Consider the following 17,846-nt stretch of genomic DNA (forward strand, 5'->3'; position numbering starts at 1 on the left):
CGTGCCCTTGCAGCAGCCGAGCATTGCCTGCGGGGCTGGTCATCGCAGCGGTGCCGCACGCGTCCGATGCCACGGACCGAAGAGGCAAACGCAGCGCGTCGATCTGCAGCGCATGTGTGGCGGCAGCGCGATGTCGAAGAGGTGCGCGCATGAGCTGGGATGACGCCGTCGACGGCGTGGACCGCGATACGCCCGGTGGACGCATGCCGCGCGCCTGGACGGTCGCCGCGCGGTTGCGCGCGGCAAACGACGACATCGCCCATGCCATGGTCGCCGATGGGCTGCCTGCCTATGCCGAGCTGCACTGCCTGTCGGATTTTTCGTTCCTGCGCGGCGCCTCCAGCGCCGAACAATTGTTCATGCGCGCGCACCACTGCGGCTACAGCGCCCTGGCGATCACCGACGAGTGCTCGCTGGCCGGCATCGTGCGCGGCCTGGAAGCCTCGCGCGCCACCGGCGTGCGCCTGATCGTCGGCAGCGAATTCACCCTGGTCGATGGCACCCGCTTCGTGCTGCTGGTGGAAAACGCGCATGGCTATCCGCAGTTGTGCGCGCTGATCACCACCGCGCGGCGTGCGGCAGGCAAGGGTGCGTACCGGCTCGGGCGTGCCGAGGTGGAGGCGCAGTTTCGCGCGGTGGAACCGGGCGTGTTCGCGCTGTGGTTACCCGGCGCGCAGCCGCAGGCCGAGCAGGGCGCCTGGCTGCAGCAGCTGTTCGGCGAGCGTGCATTCCTGGCGGTGGAACTGCACCGCGAACAGGACGATGCGGCGCGGTTGCTTGTCCTGCAGCTGCTGGCGCAGCAACTGGGCATGACCGCTCTGGCCAGCGGCGATGTGCATATGGCGCAGCGGCGCGAGCGCATCGTGCAGGACACCCTGACCGCCATCCGCCACGGCTTGCCGTTGGCCGAGTGCGGCGCGCACCTGTTCCGCAACGGCGAGCGCCATCTGCGCACGCGGCGTGCCTTGGGCAACATCTATCCGGATGCGCTGTTGCAGGCCGCGGTGGACCTGGCGCAGCGCTGCAGCTTCGATATCTCCAGGCTTGAATACACCTATCCGCGCGAACTGGTGCCGCAAGGGCATACGCCGGCGAGTTATCTGCGACAGCTCACCGAAGAGGGGATGCGCGAGCGGTGGCCGGATGGAACGCCGGCAAAGGTACGCGCCGACATCGAGAAGGAACTGGCGCTGATCGCGCATAAGAGCTACGAGGCCTTCTTTCTCACCGTGCAGGACGTGGTGCGCTTCGCCCGCGAGCAGCACATTCTCTGTCAGGGCCGTGGCTCATCGGCCAACTCGGCGGTGTGTTATGCGTTGGGCATCACCGCGGTCAACCCGGATGAAACGCGTCTGTTGATGGCACGCTTCCTGTCCGAAAAACGCGACGAGCCCCCGGACATCGACGTCGATTTCGAACACGAACGCCGCGAGGAGGTGCTGCAGTACGTCTACAACAAGTACGGCCGCGAACGCGCGGCATTGGCGGCGACGGTGATCTGCTATCGCGGCAAGAGCGCCGTGCGCGATGTGGCCAAGGCGTTCGGCCTGCCGCCGGACCAGATTGCGTTGCTGGCCAATTGCTATGGCTGGGGCAATGGCGAAACGCCGATGGAACAGCGCATCGAAGAGGCTGGGTTCGATCTGGCCAACCCGCTGATCAACAAGATTCTTGCGGTGACCGAGCAACTGCGCGATCACCCGCGCCATCTGTCGCAGCATGTCGGCGGTTTCGTCATCTCCGACCAACCCCTGTCGCTGCTGGTGCCGGTGGAAAACGCCGCGATGGCCGACCGCACCATCATCCAGTGGGACAAGGACGATCTGGAAACCATGAAGCTGCTCAAGGTCGATTGCCTGGCGCTGGGCATGCTGACCTGCATCCGCAAGACGCTGGAGCTGGTGCGCGGCCACCGCGGGCGCGATTACAGCATTGCCACACTGCCAGGCAATGACGAGCCGACCTACAAGATGATCCAGCGCGCCGACACGGTCGGCGTATTCCAGATCGAGTCGCGCGCGCAGATGGCGATGTTGCCGCGGCTCAAGCCTGCGGTGTTCTACGACCTGGTGATCGAAGTGGCGATCGTGCGCCCCGGCCCGATCCAGGGCGACATGGTGCACCCGTATCTGCGCCGGCGGCAGGGGCGCGAGGACGTGAACTACCCCTCGCCAGAGGTGGAGGACATTCTCAAGCCGACGCTTGGAGTTCCGCTATTCCAGGAACAGGTGATGGAGCTGCTGATGCACGCTGCCGATTACAGCGAGAGCGAAGCGGACAATCTACGCCGCTCGATGGCCGCCTGGCGGCGCGGCGGCGACATGGAACAGCACCGCGAACGGGTGCGCGAGCGCATGCAGGGCAAAGGCTACGCCTCCACCTTCATCGACCAGATCTTCGAGCAGATCAAGGGCTTCGGTTCCTACGGTTTCCCGCAAAGCCACGCCGCCTCGTTCGCCAAGCTTGTCTACGCCAGCTGCTGGCTCAAGCGCCATGAGCCGGCGGCCTTCGCCTGCGGGCTGCTCAATGCGCAGCCGATGGGCTTCTACTCGGCCAGTCAGATCGTGCAGGACGCACGCCGCGGCAGTCCCGAGCGTGCGCGCGTGGAGGTGTTGCCTGTGGACGTGTTGCACAGCGACTGGGACAACACGCTGGTCGGTGGCCGGCCCTGGCGCAGCGACGACGACCCCGGCGAGCAACCGGCGATCCGGCTGGGCATGCGCCAGATCGCCGGGTTATCGGAAGTGGTGGCCAACCGCATTGTCGCGGCACGCGCGCAGCGGGCCTTCGCCGATATCGGCGATCTGTGCCTGCGCGCCGCACTCGACGAAAAGGCGCGCCTGGCATTGGCCGAAGCCGGCGCCTTGCAGGGCATGGTGGGCAATCGCAATGCTGCGCGTTGGGCGATGGCTGGCGTGGAAGCGCGTCGGCCGTTATTACCGGGCAGCCCCGAAGAACGCACGGTGACGTTTGAAGCCCCGCGCGCAGGCGAAGAGATCCTGGCCGACTATCGCTCGGTCGGCCTGAGTCTGCGCCAGCATCCGATGGCACTGCTGCGCCCCCAGATGCAGCAGCGGCGCATCCTCGGCCTGCGCGACCTGCAGGGCCGCCGTCACGGCAGCGGCGTGCATGTCGCCGGCCTAGTCACCCAGCGCCAGCGCCCGGCCACCGCCAAGGGCACCATCTTCGTCACCCTGGAAGACGAGCACGGCATGATCAACGTCATCGTCTGGTCGCACCTGGCGCTGCGCCGCCGCCGCGCACTGCTGGAATCGCGCCTGCTGGCCGTCCGCGGCCGCTGGGAGCGCGTGGACGGCGTGGAGCATCTCATCGCCGGCGATCTGCACGACCTCAGCGACCTGCTCGGCGAAATGCAGCTGCCCTCGCGCGATTTTCATTGAAACTTTGTCTGGTCTGCGATTGCTGGTAAATTTCGCGCTCAGTTTGCACACGACATGGAGCAGTACGTGCGGAAAAGGATTTTTATTGCGGCCTTGGGGTTGCTGATGGCTGCCGGCACTGCCGCAGCGCAGGTGGATGTTGGCGCCTATATCAAAAAAGACAAGTTTGCCGATATCAAGCTATCGCCCAGCGGCGCGTTTTTCGCCGCTACCGTGCCGATGGAAGACAAGACCGCGCTGGCGATCGTGCGGCGTTCGGACAACAGCATGGGCGCAACCTTTGTGCTGGAGAAGAACACGTATGTGAGCGACTTTGCCTGGGTCAGCGAGACGCGTGTGTTGATCTCCATCGCACAGAAATACGGTCTGCTCGACAAGCCGTTGCCGACCGGCGAGCTGTATGCCATCAATGCCGATGGCACTGGTGTCGAGTTGCTGGTGGGCTATCGTGCTCGAGGCACCGGGCTTGGCACCAACATCAAGGTCAAGAAAACCGAAGCAGTTGCCGCATTCCTCACCGATACCTTGCCCGATGACGATCGCAACGTGGTCGTCGGCATCTGGCCGTTGTCAGGGCAGGACCCGTACACGCGCGCAGAAAAGCTCGACGTCAACACAGGTCGGCGTCTTCCGCTGGCGCGTGCCCCGATTCAGCGCGCCAGCTTCACCACCGACCACCATGGCGAGGTGCGTTTTGCGCAGGGCGCAGGCTCGGACAATGTCAGCAAGCTGTATTACCGCGTTGGTGGTGGAACCGAGTGGACGCTGCTCAACGACGAACAGGCCAGCGGCCGCATCGAAACCCCACTGGGCTTTTCGCAGGACGAGCGCATTGCCTACCTGCGCGTGCAGGCTGCCGATGGCCCCGATGCGATCGTGGCTTGGGACATCCAGGCCAATCGCCGTGAACAGGTGCTGCGTGACGCAGTGGCCGATCCACTGGACGTCATCTATCGCAACGGCACCACGATCCCGGTGGGTGCCATTTTCATGGCTGACCGTCCGCGCAGCCGCTTTTTCGACGAGCAGGGCCCCGAGGCGCGGATGTATCACAGCCTGGAGGCCGCCTTCGCCGGCAACGCCGTGCGTATCACCTCCAGTACCAGCGATGGCCGCTACGTCATGTTGCAGGTCGATTCGGGCAGCAACCCTGGCGATTTCTATGTGTTCGATACGCAGGAGAAAAAAGCCCAGCACGTGATCAGCCGACGCGACTGGTTCGATCCCGAGCGCACCGCGACCGTGCAGCCCATCGCGCTGCAGGCACGCGATGGCGTGCCGTTGCATGGCTACCTCACGCTGCCGCGCACCGGCGCGGCAAAGAACCTGCCGATGGTGGTGATGCCGCATGGCGGCCCGTTCGAGATCTTCGACAGCTGGCAGTTCGACGACGACGCGCAGTTGCTGGCGCAGGCCGGCTATGCGGTGCTGCAGATCAATTTCCGTGGTTCCGGCAATTACGGCCGCGCTTTCCAGCATGCCGGCGCGCGCCAGTGGGGCGGCACCATGCAGGATGACGTCACCGACGCCACGCGCTGGGCGGTGACGCAAGGCTATGCGGATGCGCGCAGGATCTGCATCTTTGGTGCAAGTTATGGGGCGTATGCAGCCCTGATGGGGGCAGCCAAGGAACCTGGGTTGTATGCCTGCGCGGCCGGCTATGTCGGCGTCTACGATTTGCCGATGATGTTCACCAGCGGCGACATCCAGAAGCGCGGTTCAGGCGAGAACTATCTGAAGCAATGGCTGGGCGATCCGGCAACCCTGGCCGCACGCTCGCCGGTCCATCTGGCCAAGCAGATCAAGGTCCCGGTGTTTCTGGCGGCCGGTGGTGAGGACGAGCGCGCGCCGATCCAGCACAGCAAGCGCATGGAGGCGGCATTGCGCCAGGCCGGAACGCCGGTGGAAACCTTGTACTACGACACCGAAGGCCACGGGTTCTATACCGAGCCGCATCGGCGTGCGTTCTATACGCAGTTGCTGGCGTTTCTGGCCAAGTCGCTGGGTGGTGCCAAAGCGAACTGACCGCGTCAACGCACGCATATCCGGATCTTGTCGACCGCGCCATCCATGATGGCCGTCGCTACGCGACCGGCGGGGCAGCCCGCCACAAGGCGATGACGCAAAAGCGCGGGTGAATAGCCGCCGTGGCGGGTCATCGTCATCCAACCGGTCTGTGCTACACCATGCACGCCGGCGCGGCCGCGCTGGCTTACCTTTCATCCACGAGGCGATCATGAAGTTGGAGGCGTTGTTCGACCAGTTGCACACCTTGCCCACCGTGCCCGAGGTGGCGCAGGACCTGATTGCCCGGTTCGACGATCCGGCAACCAACATCGATGTGCTGGCGCACACCATCGAGCGCGATCCGGTGATCGCCGCCAAGGTGCTGCGGCTTGCCAATTCGGCGCGCTTCCACGGCCTGCGCGACTCCACCAGCGTAGAAGACGCGGCCATGCGGCTGGGCTTCAACACGCTGCGCACCCTGGTGCTGGCCTCGGCGATGACCGGCGCGTTCCGCGCCGGCCCGGGCTTCGATCTGAAGGCGTTCTGGCGGCACAGTTTCGAGGTCGCCGGCATCTGCCGCCTGCTGGCGCGCCAGCACGGCGTGGATCCGGAAACCGCGTTTACCTGCGGCATGATGCACAACATCGGCGAGCTGCTGATCCAGTCCGGCGCGCCGGATTACGCCAGCCGCATCAATCACGACAGCTCATCGGCTGGCCATGCCGCCGAAGAAACCCTGCAGCTGGGCTTCGGCTACCCGGAGGTCGGCGCCGAGCTGGTACGTCGCTGGCAGCTGCCCGCCGTCATCCAGGAAGCGATCGCCTATCAGGTCCGCCCGGCCGCTGCGCCGGAAGGTGCGCGGATGCCGCTGCTGGTCGCCCAGGCGGTGCAGGTATCCGATGCGCTGCGTGCACATGGTGGCGCCACGCCGGCGGCGTTGGAGGCGGTGCGCGGTCCGTTGATGGACACGGTGGATCTGGATGCCTTGTTCGCCGCATTGCCGGACGTGATCGAGGCCGACCGCGCGTTTGCCGAACTGCTGCATTGATCGGACAGCCGCGCCGACGTCGCCAGCGTCGGCGCAGCCGCTGACGCACCATCGCCGGCAGCAGATCCCTGACGTGCAGAAAAAACGGCAGCGTCCAGTGCTCACGGCGATAGCGATGTAACGGCAACGCGTGCCGGCCGCTGCAGCAGCAGACCAGTCGGCCCTTACGGGCGCGCGGCCTCATCCGCGACCCCTCATCAGCGCATTGTCCCGCCAGCACGGGCGGCAGGCGACTGCCGGTACGAGCGATGGACGTGATGACGAGTCCATCGCTCGTTGTCACCTATCGGCCACGGCGCGCGTCGCTCATGGCGCCTCCGTCGGTCGACGAGCCGGAAAACCACATCGCTGCATCCTGATGCCGTATGCCGCTGGTCTGCATGCCATGCAGCAGTGTCCGCCACCTCCACACCGTGCGACCTATGCGCTTGCGATCCGCATGCGCGATGCAGTCGCCGGCACACGCTGGTACACGCCTGTCGTCCCCGTCGCTACATCCCCGGGTATTCCAGCCGCCACAGCAGGCACAGTGTCACGCCGCGGCGCAGCTGGACGGAACCCCGTGTAGGCGCTAGCGTGGTCCGGATTTTTTGCCACAGGGGAACTGCCCATGAGCCATGACGCGCAGCCGCGCCAGCTCACCTTCCGCGCCGTCGTGCTGGCCATCGTGCTGGCGGTGGTGCTTTCGGCCGCCAATGCCTATCTCGGCCTGTTCGCCGGCCTGACCATCGCCACCGCCATTCCGGCTGCGGTCGTCTCGATGGGCGTGCTGCGCCTGCTCGGCGGCGGCACCATTCTGGAAAACAACATCGTCCAGACCGGTGCCTCGGCCGGTTCGTCGATCGCGGCCGGGGTGATCTTCACCATCCCCGCGTTGGTGATCATGGGCTACTGGCCGGACTTCAAATACTGGTGGGTGCTGGGCATCGCCGGCATGGGCGGCTTGCTCGGGGTGCTGTTCTCGGTGCCGTTGCGGCGCTCGATGATCGTCGAAGACCCGCTGCCGTTCCCCGAAGGCAAGGCGGCGGCCGAGGTGCTCAAGGCCGGTGAAAACCCCGGCCCGGGCCTGAAGATCCTGGCGATGTCCGGTGCGATCGGCGCGCTGGTCAAGCTGGGTGCGGCCAGCGGCCTGCGGGTGATCCCGGATACCTGGGCGCAGGCCACCTATCTGGGCAGCAGCCGGCTGGTCGGCTATCTGGGCACCAACCTGTCGCCGGCGCTGCTGGGGGTGGGCTACATCGTCGGCCTGAATGTCGGCATCGTGGTGCTGTCCGGGTCGATCCTGTCCTGGCATATCGCCATTCCGCTGTATCAGCAGTTCTTCATGGGCAGCGACCCGGCCCTGGCGCAGAGCCTGGTCGGTGCGCCGGCGGCCGATGCGGCATTCGGCATCTGGGGCGCGAAGATCCGTTACCTGGGTGTCGGCGCGATGCTGATCGGCGGCGTATGGACGCTGTTCTCGCTGCGCAAGTCGCTGTTGTCCGGCGTCAAGAGCGGCTTTGCCGCCGCGCGCAAGAGCGGCGGCGGTGTGGTCGCCGAGACCGAGCGCGACCTGCCGATGAAGTGGATGCTGGCGGCGCTGGTGCTGTGCACCTTGCCGCTGCTGGGCTTGTACCAGGCGATCGTGCAGCAGTGGCACGTGTCGATCCCGATGACCATCATCATGATCGTGGCCGGCTTTCTGTTCGTGTCGGTGTCCGGCTATCTGGCCGGCCTGATCGGTTCGTCCAACAACCCGGTCTCGGGCATCACCATTTCCACCATCCTGTTCGCCTCGGCGGTGCTGGTGCTGTTGCTCGGCAAGGATGGTCTGGTGCCGGTCGGCATCGGCGCGGCGCCGTTGGGTGCGGTGGCGGCGATCATGATCGGCGCGGTGGTGTGCTGCGCGGCAGCGGTGGGCGGCGACAACCTGCAGGATCTCAAGGCCGGCTATCTGGTCGGCGCCACGCCATGGAAGCAGCAACTGATGCTGGGCATCGGCGCGTTTTCCTGCGCACTGATCATGGCGCCGGTGTTGAACCTGCTGGCGCAGGCCTACGGCATTGGCCCGGCCACGCCGCAGCACCCCAACTCGCTCGCTGCACCGCAGGCCACGCTGATGGCCTCGGTCGCCAAGGGCCTGTTCGGCGGGCAGCTGCCGTGGTCGATGATTGCCATCGGTGCCGCAGTGGGCGCGGCGATCATCGCGCTGGACGAATGGCTGAAGAAGACCGGCAAGCGCTTCCGTGTGCCGGTGCTGGCGGCGGCGATCGGTATCTACCTGCCGCTGGAGCTGATGGTGCCGATCTTCCTCGGCGGCCTGATCGCGCACCTGGTGGAGCGCTTCCACAAGATCCGCGCCGATGACGAAGATGGCCGCGACCGCGTGCATCGCCCGGGCGTGCTGTTCGCCGCCGGCCTGATCACCGGCGAGGCGTTGATGGGGATCGCCATCGCGGTGCCGATCGTGCTGTCCAGCCGCGCCGATGTGCTGGCGTTGCCGGCCAGCCTGCAGCTCAACCAATGGTTCGGCCTGGCGATTCTCGCCCTGGTCGGCTGGCTGCTGTACCGCGTCGGCAAGCGCGGCGAACAGACCGCCTGAGGGTGACGCTTCACTAAAGCATGTGCCCGCGCGCTGCCTCTCGACGGACACGCATCGCTGGATGCGTGTCCGTTTTTCGTTGTGGCATTGAAACCGGATTGCCGCAGTTCTGATTGCCTTGCCGCAGACGCGGTTCGAATGCGGCCCTGCTGCCGAACGCGCAAGTGCAGCAGCATGCCGGCAAGGCATGGTGCACCGAATCGATGCCGTGACCGCACAGCGGCACATCCAGTTCGAACATTCCTGCATGCTCGTGCATTGCCACCGTGAGCGGACCTGCATTGCCGGTGCAGGGCAACGTCGTTGGCGCATCTGGTCAATCAGCTGACACGACGAGCGCAGCTGCACCGCGCCAACGCATCAAGCGTTTGCCGATCGCGCAATGCACGCACAAGGCTCAGGCCATCGCGTCTGCACCACCGCAGCGCCTTTGCGCCGGCTTTACGCCCCACCCAGGCCTCGTGCATAGCGACTTTATGCGGCTGCTCCGTATCGTGCCGTCTCCCGCACCGATGGTGCACCACGGCGACCGCATGCCTCGATCGATCCCGGTGACGCGCCACGGCGCAGTTCATCGCTCCGCCTGACCCCATTAATGATGGGTGTGGAAAAGCGACTCACATCACGCTGTGCGACATCCGCACACTGTTGAGGCCGCTTTTGTCACCGACGGCGTTTTCGGACCTGCCGACGCCTATAAGATCGATTGGCAACACGCCGCCCTCCAGCGGCCATGCAGTCGTTCGACATCCACGCGCATTCCCCCTCCCACTGCTGGCCGTTCACGCGATCTGGCCAGCGTCTTGCCATGGAAACCACTGCAATGCTGACTGCTGCTATCTCCCACCGTTCCACCCGCGCACGCCGTGCCCCCTTATTGAGTATCGCCCTGGCCGGTGTGCTGTGCAGCCTTGCGCTGCAGGCGCAGGCACAGGAGGCCACCGACGCGGCGCTGTGTACCGATCGCCCGACCAAGGCCAATTCCACCTGTACCGTGCCAACCGGCGCCTGGCAGCTGGAAACCGACATCGGCAGCTACACCCGCGACAGCCAGCCCGGCACGCGCATCGAAACCTCGGTGTTCACCAATCCCACGCTCAAATACGGCGTCAGCGACCGCATCGATCTGCAGCTCAACTGGGCGCCGCAGCTGCAGGTCAAGACCACCGACCGCGCCACCGGCGCACGCAGCAGCCTGAGCGGCGGCGGCGACATCTATCTGCGCATGAAGGCGCGTTTCTACGAAAGCGACACCGCCAGCGTGGCGTTGCTGCCGTTCGTCAAGGCACCGACCGCGCGCACCGGCCTGGGCAACGACGAGTGGGAAGGCGGCGTCGCATTGCCGATCAATTTCGCGCTGCCCAACAGCTTCTCGCTGACCTTCGGGCCTGAGGTGGATTGGTTGGCCGACAGCGATGGCAGCGGCAAGCATGTTGCGCTGATCAATGCGATCAACCTGGCGCATCCGCTCACCTCCAAGTTGTCGATGGCGGTGGAAGTGTGGTCCTCGATCAACCGCGACCCGGCGCAGACCATCGAGCAGTATTCGGCCGACATCGCCGCTGCGTATCTGCTCAATCCGCTGCTGCAGCTGGATGTGGGCGCCAATTTCGGCCTCAACGACCGCACCCCGGACGCGCAGGTGTATGTGGGCATGTCGCACCGCTTCTGACGCGCGCAGCGCGCGCTGCGCATACAAAACGCCGCTGCGGTCCGCGCCTGTGCGGACTGCAGTGTTCCGCAGGAAACCGCTTCAGATATGTAATAACTGCCCGGTGCGGTGCGACACTATGTCGTCAGTCTGCCGGGCATGCCGGTGCCGGTCTCGCCAGAGGTACGCGGGCCGGGGAGGGGAGTGACAGAAAGTGGGCAGTGATGCTGCCTCTACTGGCCGCCGTGCGGGCACCTTGCAGCATCCAGATCGGAATGCCGGGCGCAATGCAGGGCGGAATCTCCTGATCGAGGTGTTGCAACGTGGAAACGAAATCGAAGTTGCCGGTCCCGGGCCGGGCATTGCTGCTGGTGCTGGGCATGCTGGTCGCGCTGGTGGGGCTGATCTTTCTGCTGGGTGGCGCGAGGTTGGCCAGCCTGGGCGGCAGCTGGTACTTCCTGCTGATGGGCCTGGCGACCGCTTTGGCCGGTGTCTTGATCGTGCTGCGTCGGCCGGCCGGTGCGCTGGTGTACGGCGTCGCCTTCGCGCTGACGCTGGTGTGGGCGCTGTGGGATGCGGGGCTGGAGTTCTGGCCGCTGGTCTCGCGGCTGATGCTGCCTGCGGCGTTCGCCGTGCTGGTGGCACTGGCCTGGCCAGCGCTGCGGCGCAGCCGGGCGTTGCCGACCGGGCGTACGGCCTATGGCGTGGCGACGGTGCTGGCGCTGGCGGTAGTGGCCGGGATCGGCGGCATGTTCGTGCCGCATCCGCCGGTGGCAGGTAACGCGGGGCCGGGCATGACGGCGGTGCCGCCTGGAAGCGTGCAACAAAACTGGTCCGCCTACGGCAATACCGATGGCGGCAGCCGCTTCGCTGCGCTGGACCAGATCAACCGCAGCAACGTCGACCAGCTGCAGGTCGCCTGGACCTACCACACCGGCGAGATCGCCAACAGCGACGGCAACGGTGCCGAGGATCAGCTGACCCCGCTGCAGGTGGGCGAGAAGGTGTTCCTGTGCACACCGCACAACAATCTGATTGCGCTCGACGCCAGCACCGGCAAGCAGCTGTGGCGGCGCGAGATCAATGCGACCTCGTCGGTCTGGCAGCGCTGCCGTGGCCTGGGCTACTTCGACGCAGACGCGGCGTTGCCGACGCCGAGCGCGGCCAATCCCTCGCCGATCGCCGCAGTGACGGTGGCGCAGGACGCCAACTGCCGTCGCCGCCTGTTCACCAACACCATCGATGGTCGCCTGATCGCGGTGGATGCGGACACCGGTGCGTTCTGCCAGGGCTTCGGCAGCAACGGTCAGGTCGATCTCAAGGCCGGCCTGGGCGCTGCGCCGGATCCGTTCTACCAGCTGACCTCGCCGCCACTGGTGGCCGGCACCACCGTGGTGGTGGGCGGACGCGTGGCCGACAACGTGCAGACCGACATGCCTGGTGGCGTGGTGCGCGGCTTCGATGTGGTCACCGGCGCGCAGCGCTGGGCCTTCGACCCGGGCAATCCGCACGACCGCCAGGCGCCGGCCGCCGGCAGCAGCTATGTGCGCAGCACGCCGAACGTATGGGCACCGATGTCCTACGACGCGGCGATGAATACCGTGTTCCTGCCGCTGGGCGGGCCGTCGACCGATCTGTACGGCGCCGAGCGCACCGCGCTCGATCACCGGTACGGCGCCTCGGTGCTGGCGCTGGATGCCACCACCGGTGCGGAGAAGTGGGTCTACCAGACCGTGCACAACGATCTGTGGGACTTCGACCTGCCGATGCAGCCCAGCCTGATCGACTTCCCCAACCCGGACGGCAGCCACACCCCGGCGGTGGTCATCGGCACCAAGGCCGGGCAGATCTACGTGCTCGACCGCGCCACCGGCCAACCGCTGACCGAGGTCAGGGAAGTACCGGTGAAAGGCTCGGATATTGCACACGAGCAGTATGCACCGACCCAGCCGCTGTCGGTCGGCATGCCGCAGATCGGCACCAAGCACCTGACCGAATCGGACATGTGGGGCGCCACTGCGATCGACCAGATGCTGTGCCGCATCGCGTTCAAGCAGATGCGTTATGAAGGCCTGTACACCGCGCCGGGCACCGATGTCTCGCTGAGTTTCCCCGGCTCGCTGGGCGGCATGAACTGGGGAGGCCTGTCGACCGACCCGGTGCATGACGTCATCTTCGCCAACGACATGCGCCTCGGCTTGTGGGTGCAGATGATTCCTGCCGACACCCGCAAGGCCGAGGCGGCCGGTGGTGGCGAGGCCGTCAATACCGGCATGGGCGCCGTGCCGCTGAAGGGCACGCCGTATGCGGTCAACAAGAACCGCTTCCTGTCGGCGCTGGGCATTCCGTGCCAGGCGCCGCCTTACGGCACGCTCAGCGCGATCGACCTCAAGACGCGCAGCATCGCCTGGCAGGTGCCGGTGGGGACGGTGCAGGACACCGGCCCGTTCGGCATCAAGATGCATCTGCCGATCCCGATCGGCATGCCCACGCTGGGCGGCACCCTGTCCACCCAGGGCGGGCTCGTGTTCATCGCCGGCACCCAGGACTACTACCTGCGCGCGTTCGACAGTGCCACCGGCAAGGAACTCTGGAAGGGCCGCTTGCCGGTCGGCAGTCAGGGCGGGCCGATGACCTACGTCTCGCACAAGACCGGCAAGCAGTACGTGGTGATCAGTGCCGGTGGTGCGCGGCAGTCGCCCGATCGGGGCGATGACGTGATCGCCTACAGCTTGCCTGACGCGCACTGACACCGCCCCCACCCCCGTGACCACGTCGCCAGCTGCGTCGGCGTGGTCACGGAGCGGCCGACAAACCTCGCGCGTGCCCGGCTGACCGCTGCGCACTCGCGTCAGCCGCTGTTGGCTGCAACCCGACGGCCGGGTGTCTCGCACATCCCGGCCAACGCTCCCGTTACCGCAGCGGCGCTTTGGCACACCGCCATGCATCGCCACCGATGGCCGTGCACGCTGCCCCGATCAGAGAACCACGATGCATCGTCTGTCTTTCCTCCCGCGCCGCAGTGCGCTGGGCTACGCCTTGTTGCTGGCACTGCCGGCCACCGCAGTCGCCGCGGGCGATACCACGCTGACCGGCGACTGGGGTGGGCGCCGGTCCGCCTGGGCCGAGCAAGGCGTGAGCGTCCGCGGCGACTACGTGTCCGAGACGTTTGGCGTGGTGGACGGCGGCTACGAAAACACCAGCGCGCGCTATGCACAGCAACTGCGGGTGGGCGTGGATCTGGACATGGCCAAGCTCGCCGGCTGGGGTGGTGGCAGCCTGCACGTCACCATCAACGACCGCCGCGGCCGCAGCACCTCCGCCGACCTGGTCGGCAATCGCTTCCCCATCCAGGAAGTGTACGGAGGCCAGTACACCCGCCTGAGCGAGTTCAGCTACGACCGCAGCTTCAACCAGGGCAGGACGTATCTGAAACTGGGCTTCTATGCGATGGGCAACCAGTTCGCTTCGCACACGTTGCTGGTGAACTTCGTCAATGCCGCGTTCTGCGCGCATCCGCTAGCGTTTTCGGCCAATAGCGGCTGGTACAACTATCCGGCCGCGCGCTGGGGCATCGAAGGCGCGCAGCAGCTGACCCCGCAGCTCAACCTGCATGCCGGCTGGTTTCAGGTCAACCCGAATCTGGGCTTCGGTGCCCGCGACACCTACGCGTTCGAGCCGTTCGCCAGCGGCACCACCGGTGCGATCTTCCCGCTCGAATTTACCTGGAAGCCGGCCACCGCACGCTACCCGGGCGTGTACAAGTTCGGCGGCTACTACGATTCCTCGTCGGTACCCAGGCGTGGGCTGGATACCAGCCGCAGCACCGGCCGCGACGGCGCCTATCTGCTGGTCGAACAGAAACTGTTCACCAAGGGAGCGGACCCCGTCATCGGCCTGACCGGATTCGCCCAGTACATGGCCAGCGACCACGACAGTGCGCTGATGACACGGTGGTATTCGGTCGGCGGGGTGTACCAGGGCATCGGCACACGCACGCGGGACCGCATCGCACTCGGCTATGTGGCCGGCAGGATCAATCATCGGCTGCTCGATGCACGCCGCGCAGAACTGATCGATGCCGGCGTGGCGGCCGATTCGCCACTGGTCGGGCTGAGCGCTGCCGAAGAGCTCTACGAGCTCGCCTACAGCGCGCAGATCACGCCGTGGCTGATGTTGCGCCCGGACCTGCAATACATCGTCAACCCCGGGACCTACGCCTATACCCACACGCGCAACGCAGTGGTGGTCGGGCTGCAGGCCAAACTCACGTTCTGAGTGCGTGCCCACAGCGTGGCGCGCCGTTGCCGCACGGCGCACTGCGCGCTGTGCGCATTCGGCGCCTTGCAGGGCGGCCACGTGCGGCGCCTGCGGGTGCATGACCTTGTGCCTTTGCGCGTGCGGCGCAGCAACGCCTACCATCGACGTTTTGCCGTTGCAGGAACTCTCGATGAAGCTTCGTTACGCCGTGCTGCCCCTGTGTCTGTTGGCCGCCTTGCCAAGTCTTGCCGCTGCGCGCGGATTCGATGTGCGCGACATGGTCGCGCTGGACCGGGTGTCTTCGCCCACGCTCAGCCCCGACGGCAGCGTGCTGGTGTTCGCCAAGCGGCAGGCCAAGAGCAGCAACGGCAAGCCGGCCACCGGCCTGTGGACGCGCAATCTGCGTACCCGCGATGCCGCGCCGCCCAGGCGGCTCACTCCCGACGGCTGGAACGTCAACAGCCCGGCGCTGTCGCCGGACGGCAAGACGGTGTACTTCCTCAGCAGTAAATCCGGTACACAGCAGCTGTACGCGCAGCCGCTGGCCGGCGGCGCGCCGCAGCAGTTGACCGCCTTTGCGGTGGATGTGGACAGCTACAAGCTCTCGCCCGACGGCAAGCGCATCGCCTTCAGTGCCGGCGTGTTCCAGGACTGCGGCTCGGACCTGGGTTGCACCAAGAGCAAGCTCGCCAACCTCAAGAGCGCCAAGGCCAGCGGCGTGGTCTATGACCAGTTGTTCGTGCGGCATTGGGATACCTGGAACGATGGCCGACGCAACACCTTGTTCGTCGCCGACCTGCCGGCTGCCGGCGGCAAGGCCGTGGCCGGTGCCTCGGCGATCAGCGCCACGCTGGCCGGCGATGCGCCCTCCAAGCCGTTCGGCGGCAACGACGATTACGCCTGGTCGCCCGACGGCGGCAGTGTGGTGGCCAGCGTGCGCGTGCCGCAGCCGCATGGACCGGAAACCGGCAAGAAGGCAAGCGCCGGCGCCAAGCCCACCGGCAACGACGAGCCGTGGCAGACCAACTTCGACCTGTACCGCCTGGATGCGGCCGACAAGGCCGCGCCGGTCAATCTGACCGCGTCCAACCCGGCCTGGGATGCCGGCCCGGTGTTCAGCAGCGACGGCAAGACGCTGTACTACCGCGCGATGAAACGCCCCGGTTTCGAAGCCGACCGCTTCGGCCTGATGGCGATGGACGTGGCCAGCGGCAAGAGCCGCGAGATCGCCCCCAAGTGGGACCGCTCGGCCGGCGAGATCGTCTTGAGCGCCGATGGCGCCAGCCTCTACACCAGCGCCGATGACCTCGGCGAGCATCCGTTGTTCAAGATCGACATCGCCAGCGGCCAGGCGACCAAGCTGGTGGGCGAGGGCAGCGTGCATGCGCCGACCCTGGCCGGCAACACGCTGGCGTTCACCCGCAACTCGCTCAAGAGCGGCGACCAGGTCTTTGTGAGCGACGTGCAGGGCCAGGGTCTGCGTGCGATCACCCAGAGCGCCGGCGAGTTGCTGCCGGAGGTGCAGTTCGGCGATTACGAGCAGTTCCAGTTCAAGGGCTGGAACAACGACACCGTGCACGGCTATGTGGTCAAGCCGTACAACTACCAGGAAGGCAAGACCTACCCGGTGGCATTCCTGATCCACGGCGGGCCGCAGGGCAGCTTCGGCAACGGCTGGAGCAACCGCTGGAATCCGCAGACCTACGCCGGCCAGGGCTATGCGGTGGTGATGATCGACTTCCACGGCTCCACCGGCTACGGCCAGGAATTCACTGATGCGATCAGCCAGCATTGGGGCGACCGCCCGCTGGAAGACCTGCAGAAGGGCTGGACCGCCGCGCAGAAGCAGTACGGCTTCCTCAATGGCGACAAGGCCTGCGCGCTGGGTGCCAGCTATGGCGGCTACATGGTCTATTGGATGGCCGGCAACTGGAATCAGCCGTGGAAGTGCCTGGTCGACCACGACGGCGTGTTCGACAACCGCACCATGGGCTACGCCACCGAGGAACTGTGGTTCAGCGAATGGGAAAACGGCGGCACGCCGTGGCAGAACCCGGCCGGCTACGAGAAGTTCAACCCGGTGCTGCACGTGGACAAGTGGAAGGTGCCGATGCTGGTCATCCACGGCCAGCAGGATTTCCGCATCCCGGTCGAGCAGGGCCTGGCCGCGTTCACCGCGCTGCAGCGCAAGGGTATCGATTCCAAGTTCCTGTACTTCCCGGACGAGAATCACTGGGTACTCAAGCCGGACAACAGCGTGCTGTGGCACGACACCGTCAACAGCTGGCTGAAGCAGCATATCGGCCAGTGAGGTCGCGACCGGCACGCCGCCTGGAGCGGCGTGCCGGTTGGTGCGGCGATGACGCGTGAGACCTCGGCCTTTGATGCGGGTCGCAGGGTTGTTCGGTTTGCTCAGTTCGGCAGCTGATCGCGTTTGGCCAACTGGCCTTCGACGATCTGCAGGATCTCCGCCACCGCGATGCCGAACGAGCCGGCATTGCCGGCATCGAAGGCGGCCTTCCATTCTGCATAACCCGGCAGGTAATCCTGATTGGGCGCGGCAGTGCCGACGTGTTCGGCAGCGCTGCGCTCCAGGGTCTGCGCGATCACCGGGATGTGCGGCAGCGCGTCCAGGATCCCAGCGGGCAATCCTGCGTGACGCACCTGGATGTCGCTGATGCTCACGTGCAGGATCTGGCCGCCGTGGGGGTGCACATCGATCTGGTTGATCAGCAGCAGCGGGGCCTCGGTTGCGGTGCGCCCGCGGCAGCGCCAGAGCTGGCCGACCGCATAGACGGGGGAGGTGGTGTCAGGCATCGGGTACTCCACGATCAAACCGCAATGATGCAACGCGCTTGCGGAGATGGCGACTCTGCCGGCATGCCGGGGTTGGTCCGG

Annotated in this window: 10 protein-coding genes; 8 read left to right on the top strand and 2 right to left on the bottom strand. The window is 66.2% G+C overall.

Annotation, left to right across the window (positions count from 1 at the left end; genetic code table 11):
* Positions 1 to 149 precede the first annotated feature (149 nt).
* Complete coding sequence (locus DYQ94_RS00330) at positions 150 to 3,401, top strand: error-prone DNA polymerase (RefSeq protein ID WP_160955127.1); 3,252 nt, start codon at positions 150 to 152, stop codon at positions 3,399 to 3,401.
* Between the two features lie 146 nt (positions 3,402 to 3,547).
* Here DYQ94_RS00330 and DYQ94_RS00335 read toward each other — a convergent pair whose 3' ends face one another.
* Entirely contained in the window at positions 3,548 to 3,751 is a 204-nt protein-coding gene (locus DYQ94_RS00335; protein WP_080716326.1) for a hypothetical protein, read from the bottom strand.
* Between the two features lie 82 nt (positions 3,752 to 3,833).
* Between DYQ94_RS00335 and DYQ94_RS00340 the strand changes: the two genes are divergently transcribed.
* From DYQ94_RS00340 to DYQ94_RS00370, 7 genes are all read left to right on the top strand, one after another.
* Entirely contained in the window at positions 3,834 to 5,426 is a 1,593-nt protein-coding gene (locus DYQ94_RS00340; protein WP_126967039.1) for an alpha/beta hydrolase family protein, read from the top strand.
* Positions 5,427 to 5,637: 211 nt separating this feature from the next.
* Positions 5,638 to 6,456 carry an HDOD domain-containing protein gene (locus DYQ94_RS00345; RefSeq protein WP_054590888.1) on the top strand — a complete coding sequence of 273 codons (819 nt, stop codon included), beginning with the start codon at positions 5,638 to 5,640 and terminating at the stop codon, positions 6,454 to 6,456.
* A gap of 610 nt (positions 6,457 to 7,066) precedes the next feature.
* A complete protein-coding gene (locus DYQ94_RS00350) occupies positions 7,067 to 9,037 on the top strand; it encodes an OPT family oligopeptide transporter (RefSeq protein WP_047125795.1) in 1,971 nt (656 codons plus the stop codon).
* Positions 9,038 to 9,860: 823 nt separating this feature from the next.
* On the top strand, positions 9,861 to 10,709 hold the full coding sequence (locus DYQ94_RS00355) for a transporter (protein WP_126967024.1): 849 nt from the start codon (positions 9,861 to 9,863) through the stop codon (positions 10,707 to 10,709).
* A gap of 302 nt (positions 10,710 to 11,011) precedes the next feature.
* The gene (locus DYQ94_RS00360) at positions 11,012 to 13,438 is read left to right on the top strand and encodes a glucose/quinate/shikimate family membrane-bound PQQ-dependent dehydrogenase (protein WP_241235279.1); all 2,427 of its coding nucleotides are present in this window, start codon (positions 11,012 to 11,014) and stop codon (positions 13,436 to 13,438) included.
* A 241-nt stretch (positions 13,439 to 13,679) separates the two neighbouring features.
* Positions 13,680 to 14,966 (top strand): carbohydrate porin, encoded by a 1,287-nt coding sequence (locus tag DYQ94_RS00365; protein ID WP_160955128.1) that lies wholly within the window; start codon positions 13,680 to 13,682, stop codon positions 14,964 to 14,966.
* Positions 14,967 to 15,138: 172 nt separating this feature from the next.
* On the top strand, positions 15,139 to 17,259 hold the full coding sequence (locus DYQ94_RS00370; RefSeq protein WP_126967022.1) for an alpha/beta hydrolase family protein: 2,121 nt from the start codon (positions 15,139 to 15,141) through the stop codon (positions 17,257 to 17,259).
* Between the two features lie 101 nt (positions 17,260 to 17,360).
* Here the strand turns inward: DYQ94_RS00370 and DYQ94_RS00375 are convergent, their stop codons facing one another.
* On the bottom strand, positions 17,361 to 17,765 hold the full coding sequence (locus DYQ94_RS00375; protein ID WP_202397570.1) for a hypothetical protein: 405 nt from the start codon (positions 17,763 to 17,765) through the stop codon (positions 17,361 to 17,363).
* Positions 17,766 to 17,846 lie beyond the last annotated feature (81 nt).

Origin of the sequence: Xanthomonas sp. LMG 8993, from assembly GCF_009835065.2 — a bacterium.
Taxonomy (GTDB): domain Bacteria; phylum Pseudomonadota; class Gammaproteobacteria; order Xanthomonadales; family Xanthomonadaceae; genus Xanthomonas; species Xanthomonas arboricola.

What these genes read in the sequence shown, in the direction of transcription:
- DYQ94_RS00365 (WP_160955128.1), top strand. Translation starts at nt 13,680, where the DNA reads ATGCATCGTCTGTCTTTCCTCCCGCGCCGCAGTGCGCTGGGCTACGCC.
- DYQ94_RS00375 (WP_202397570.1), bottom strand. Translation starts at nt 17,765, where the DNA reads ATGCCTGACACCACCTCCCCCGTCTATGCGGTCGGCCAGCTCTGGCGC.
- DYQ94_RS00355 (WP_126967024.1), top strand. Translation starts at nt 9,861, where the DNA reads ATGCTGACTGCTGCTATCTCCCACCGTTCCACCCGCGCACGCCGTGCC.
- DYQ94_RS00350 (WP_047125795.1), top strand. Translation starts at nt 7,067, where the DNA reads ATGAGCCATGACGCGCAGCCGCGCCAGCTCACCTTCCGCGCCGTCGTG.
- DYQ94_RS00330 (WP_160955127.1), top strand. Translation starts at nt 150, where the DNA reads ATGAGCTGGGATGACGCCGTCGACGGCGTGGACCGCGATACGCCCGGT.
- DYQ94_RS00370 (WP_126967022.1), top strand. Translation starts at nt 15,139, where the DNA reads ATGAAGCTTCGTTACGCCGTGCTGCCCCTGTGTCTGTTGGCCGCCTTG.
- DYQ94_RS00335 (WP_080716326.1), bottom strand. Translation starts at nt 3,751, where the DNA reads ATGGAGATCAACACACGCGTCTCGCTGACCCAGGCAAAGTCGCTCACA.
- DYQ94_RS00345 (WP_054590888.1), top strand. Translation starts at nt 5,638, where the DNA reads ATGAAGTTGGAGGCGTTGTTCGACCAGTTGCACACCTTGCCCACCGTG.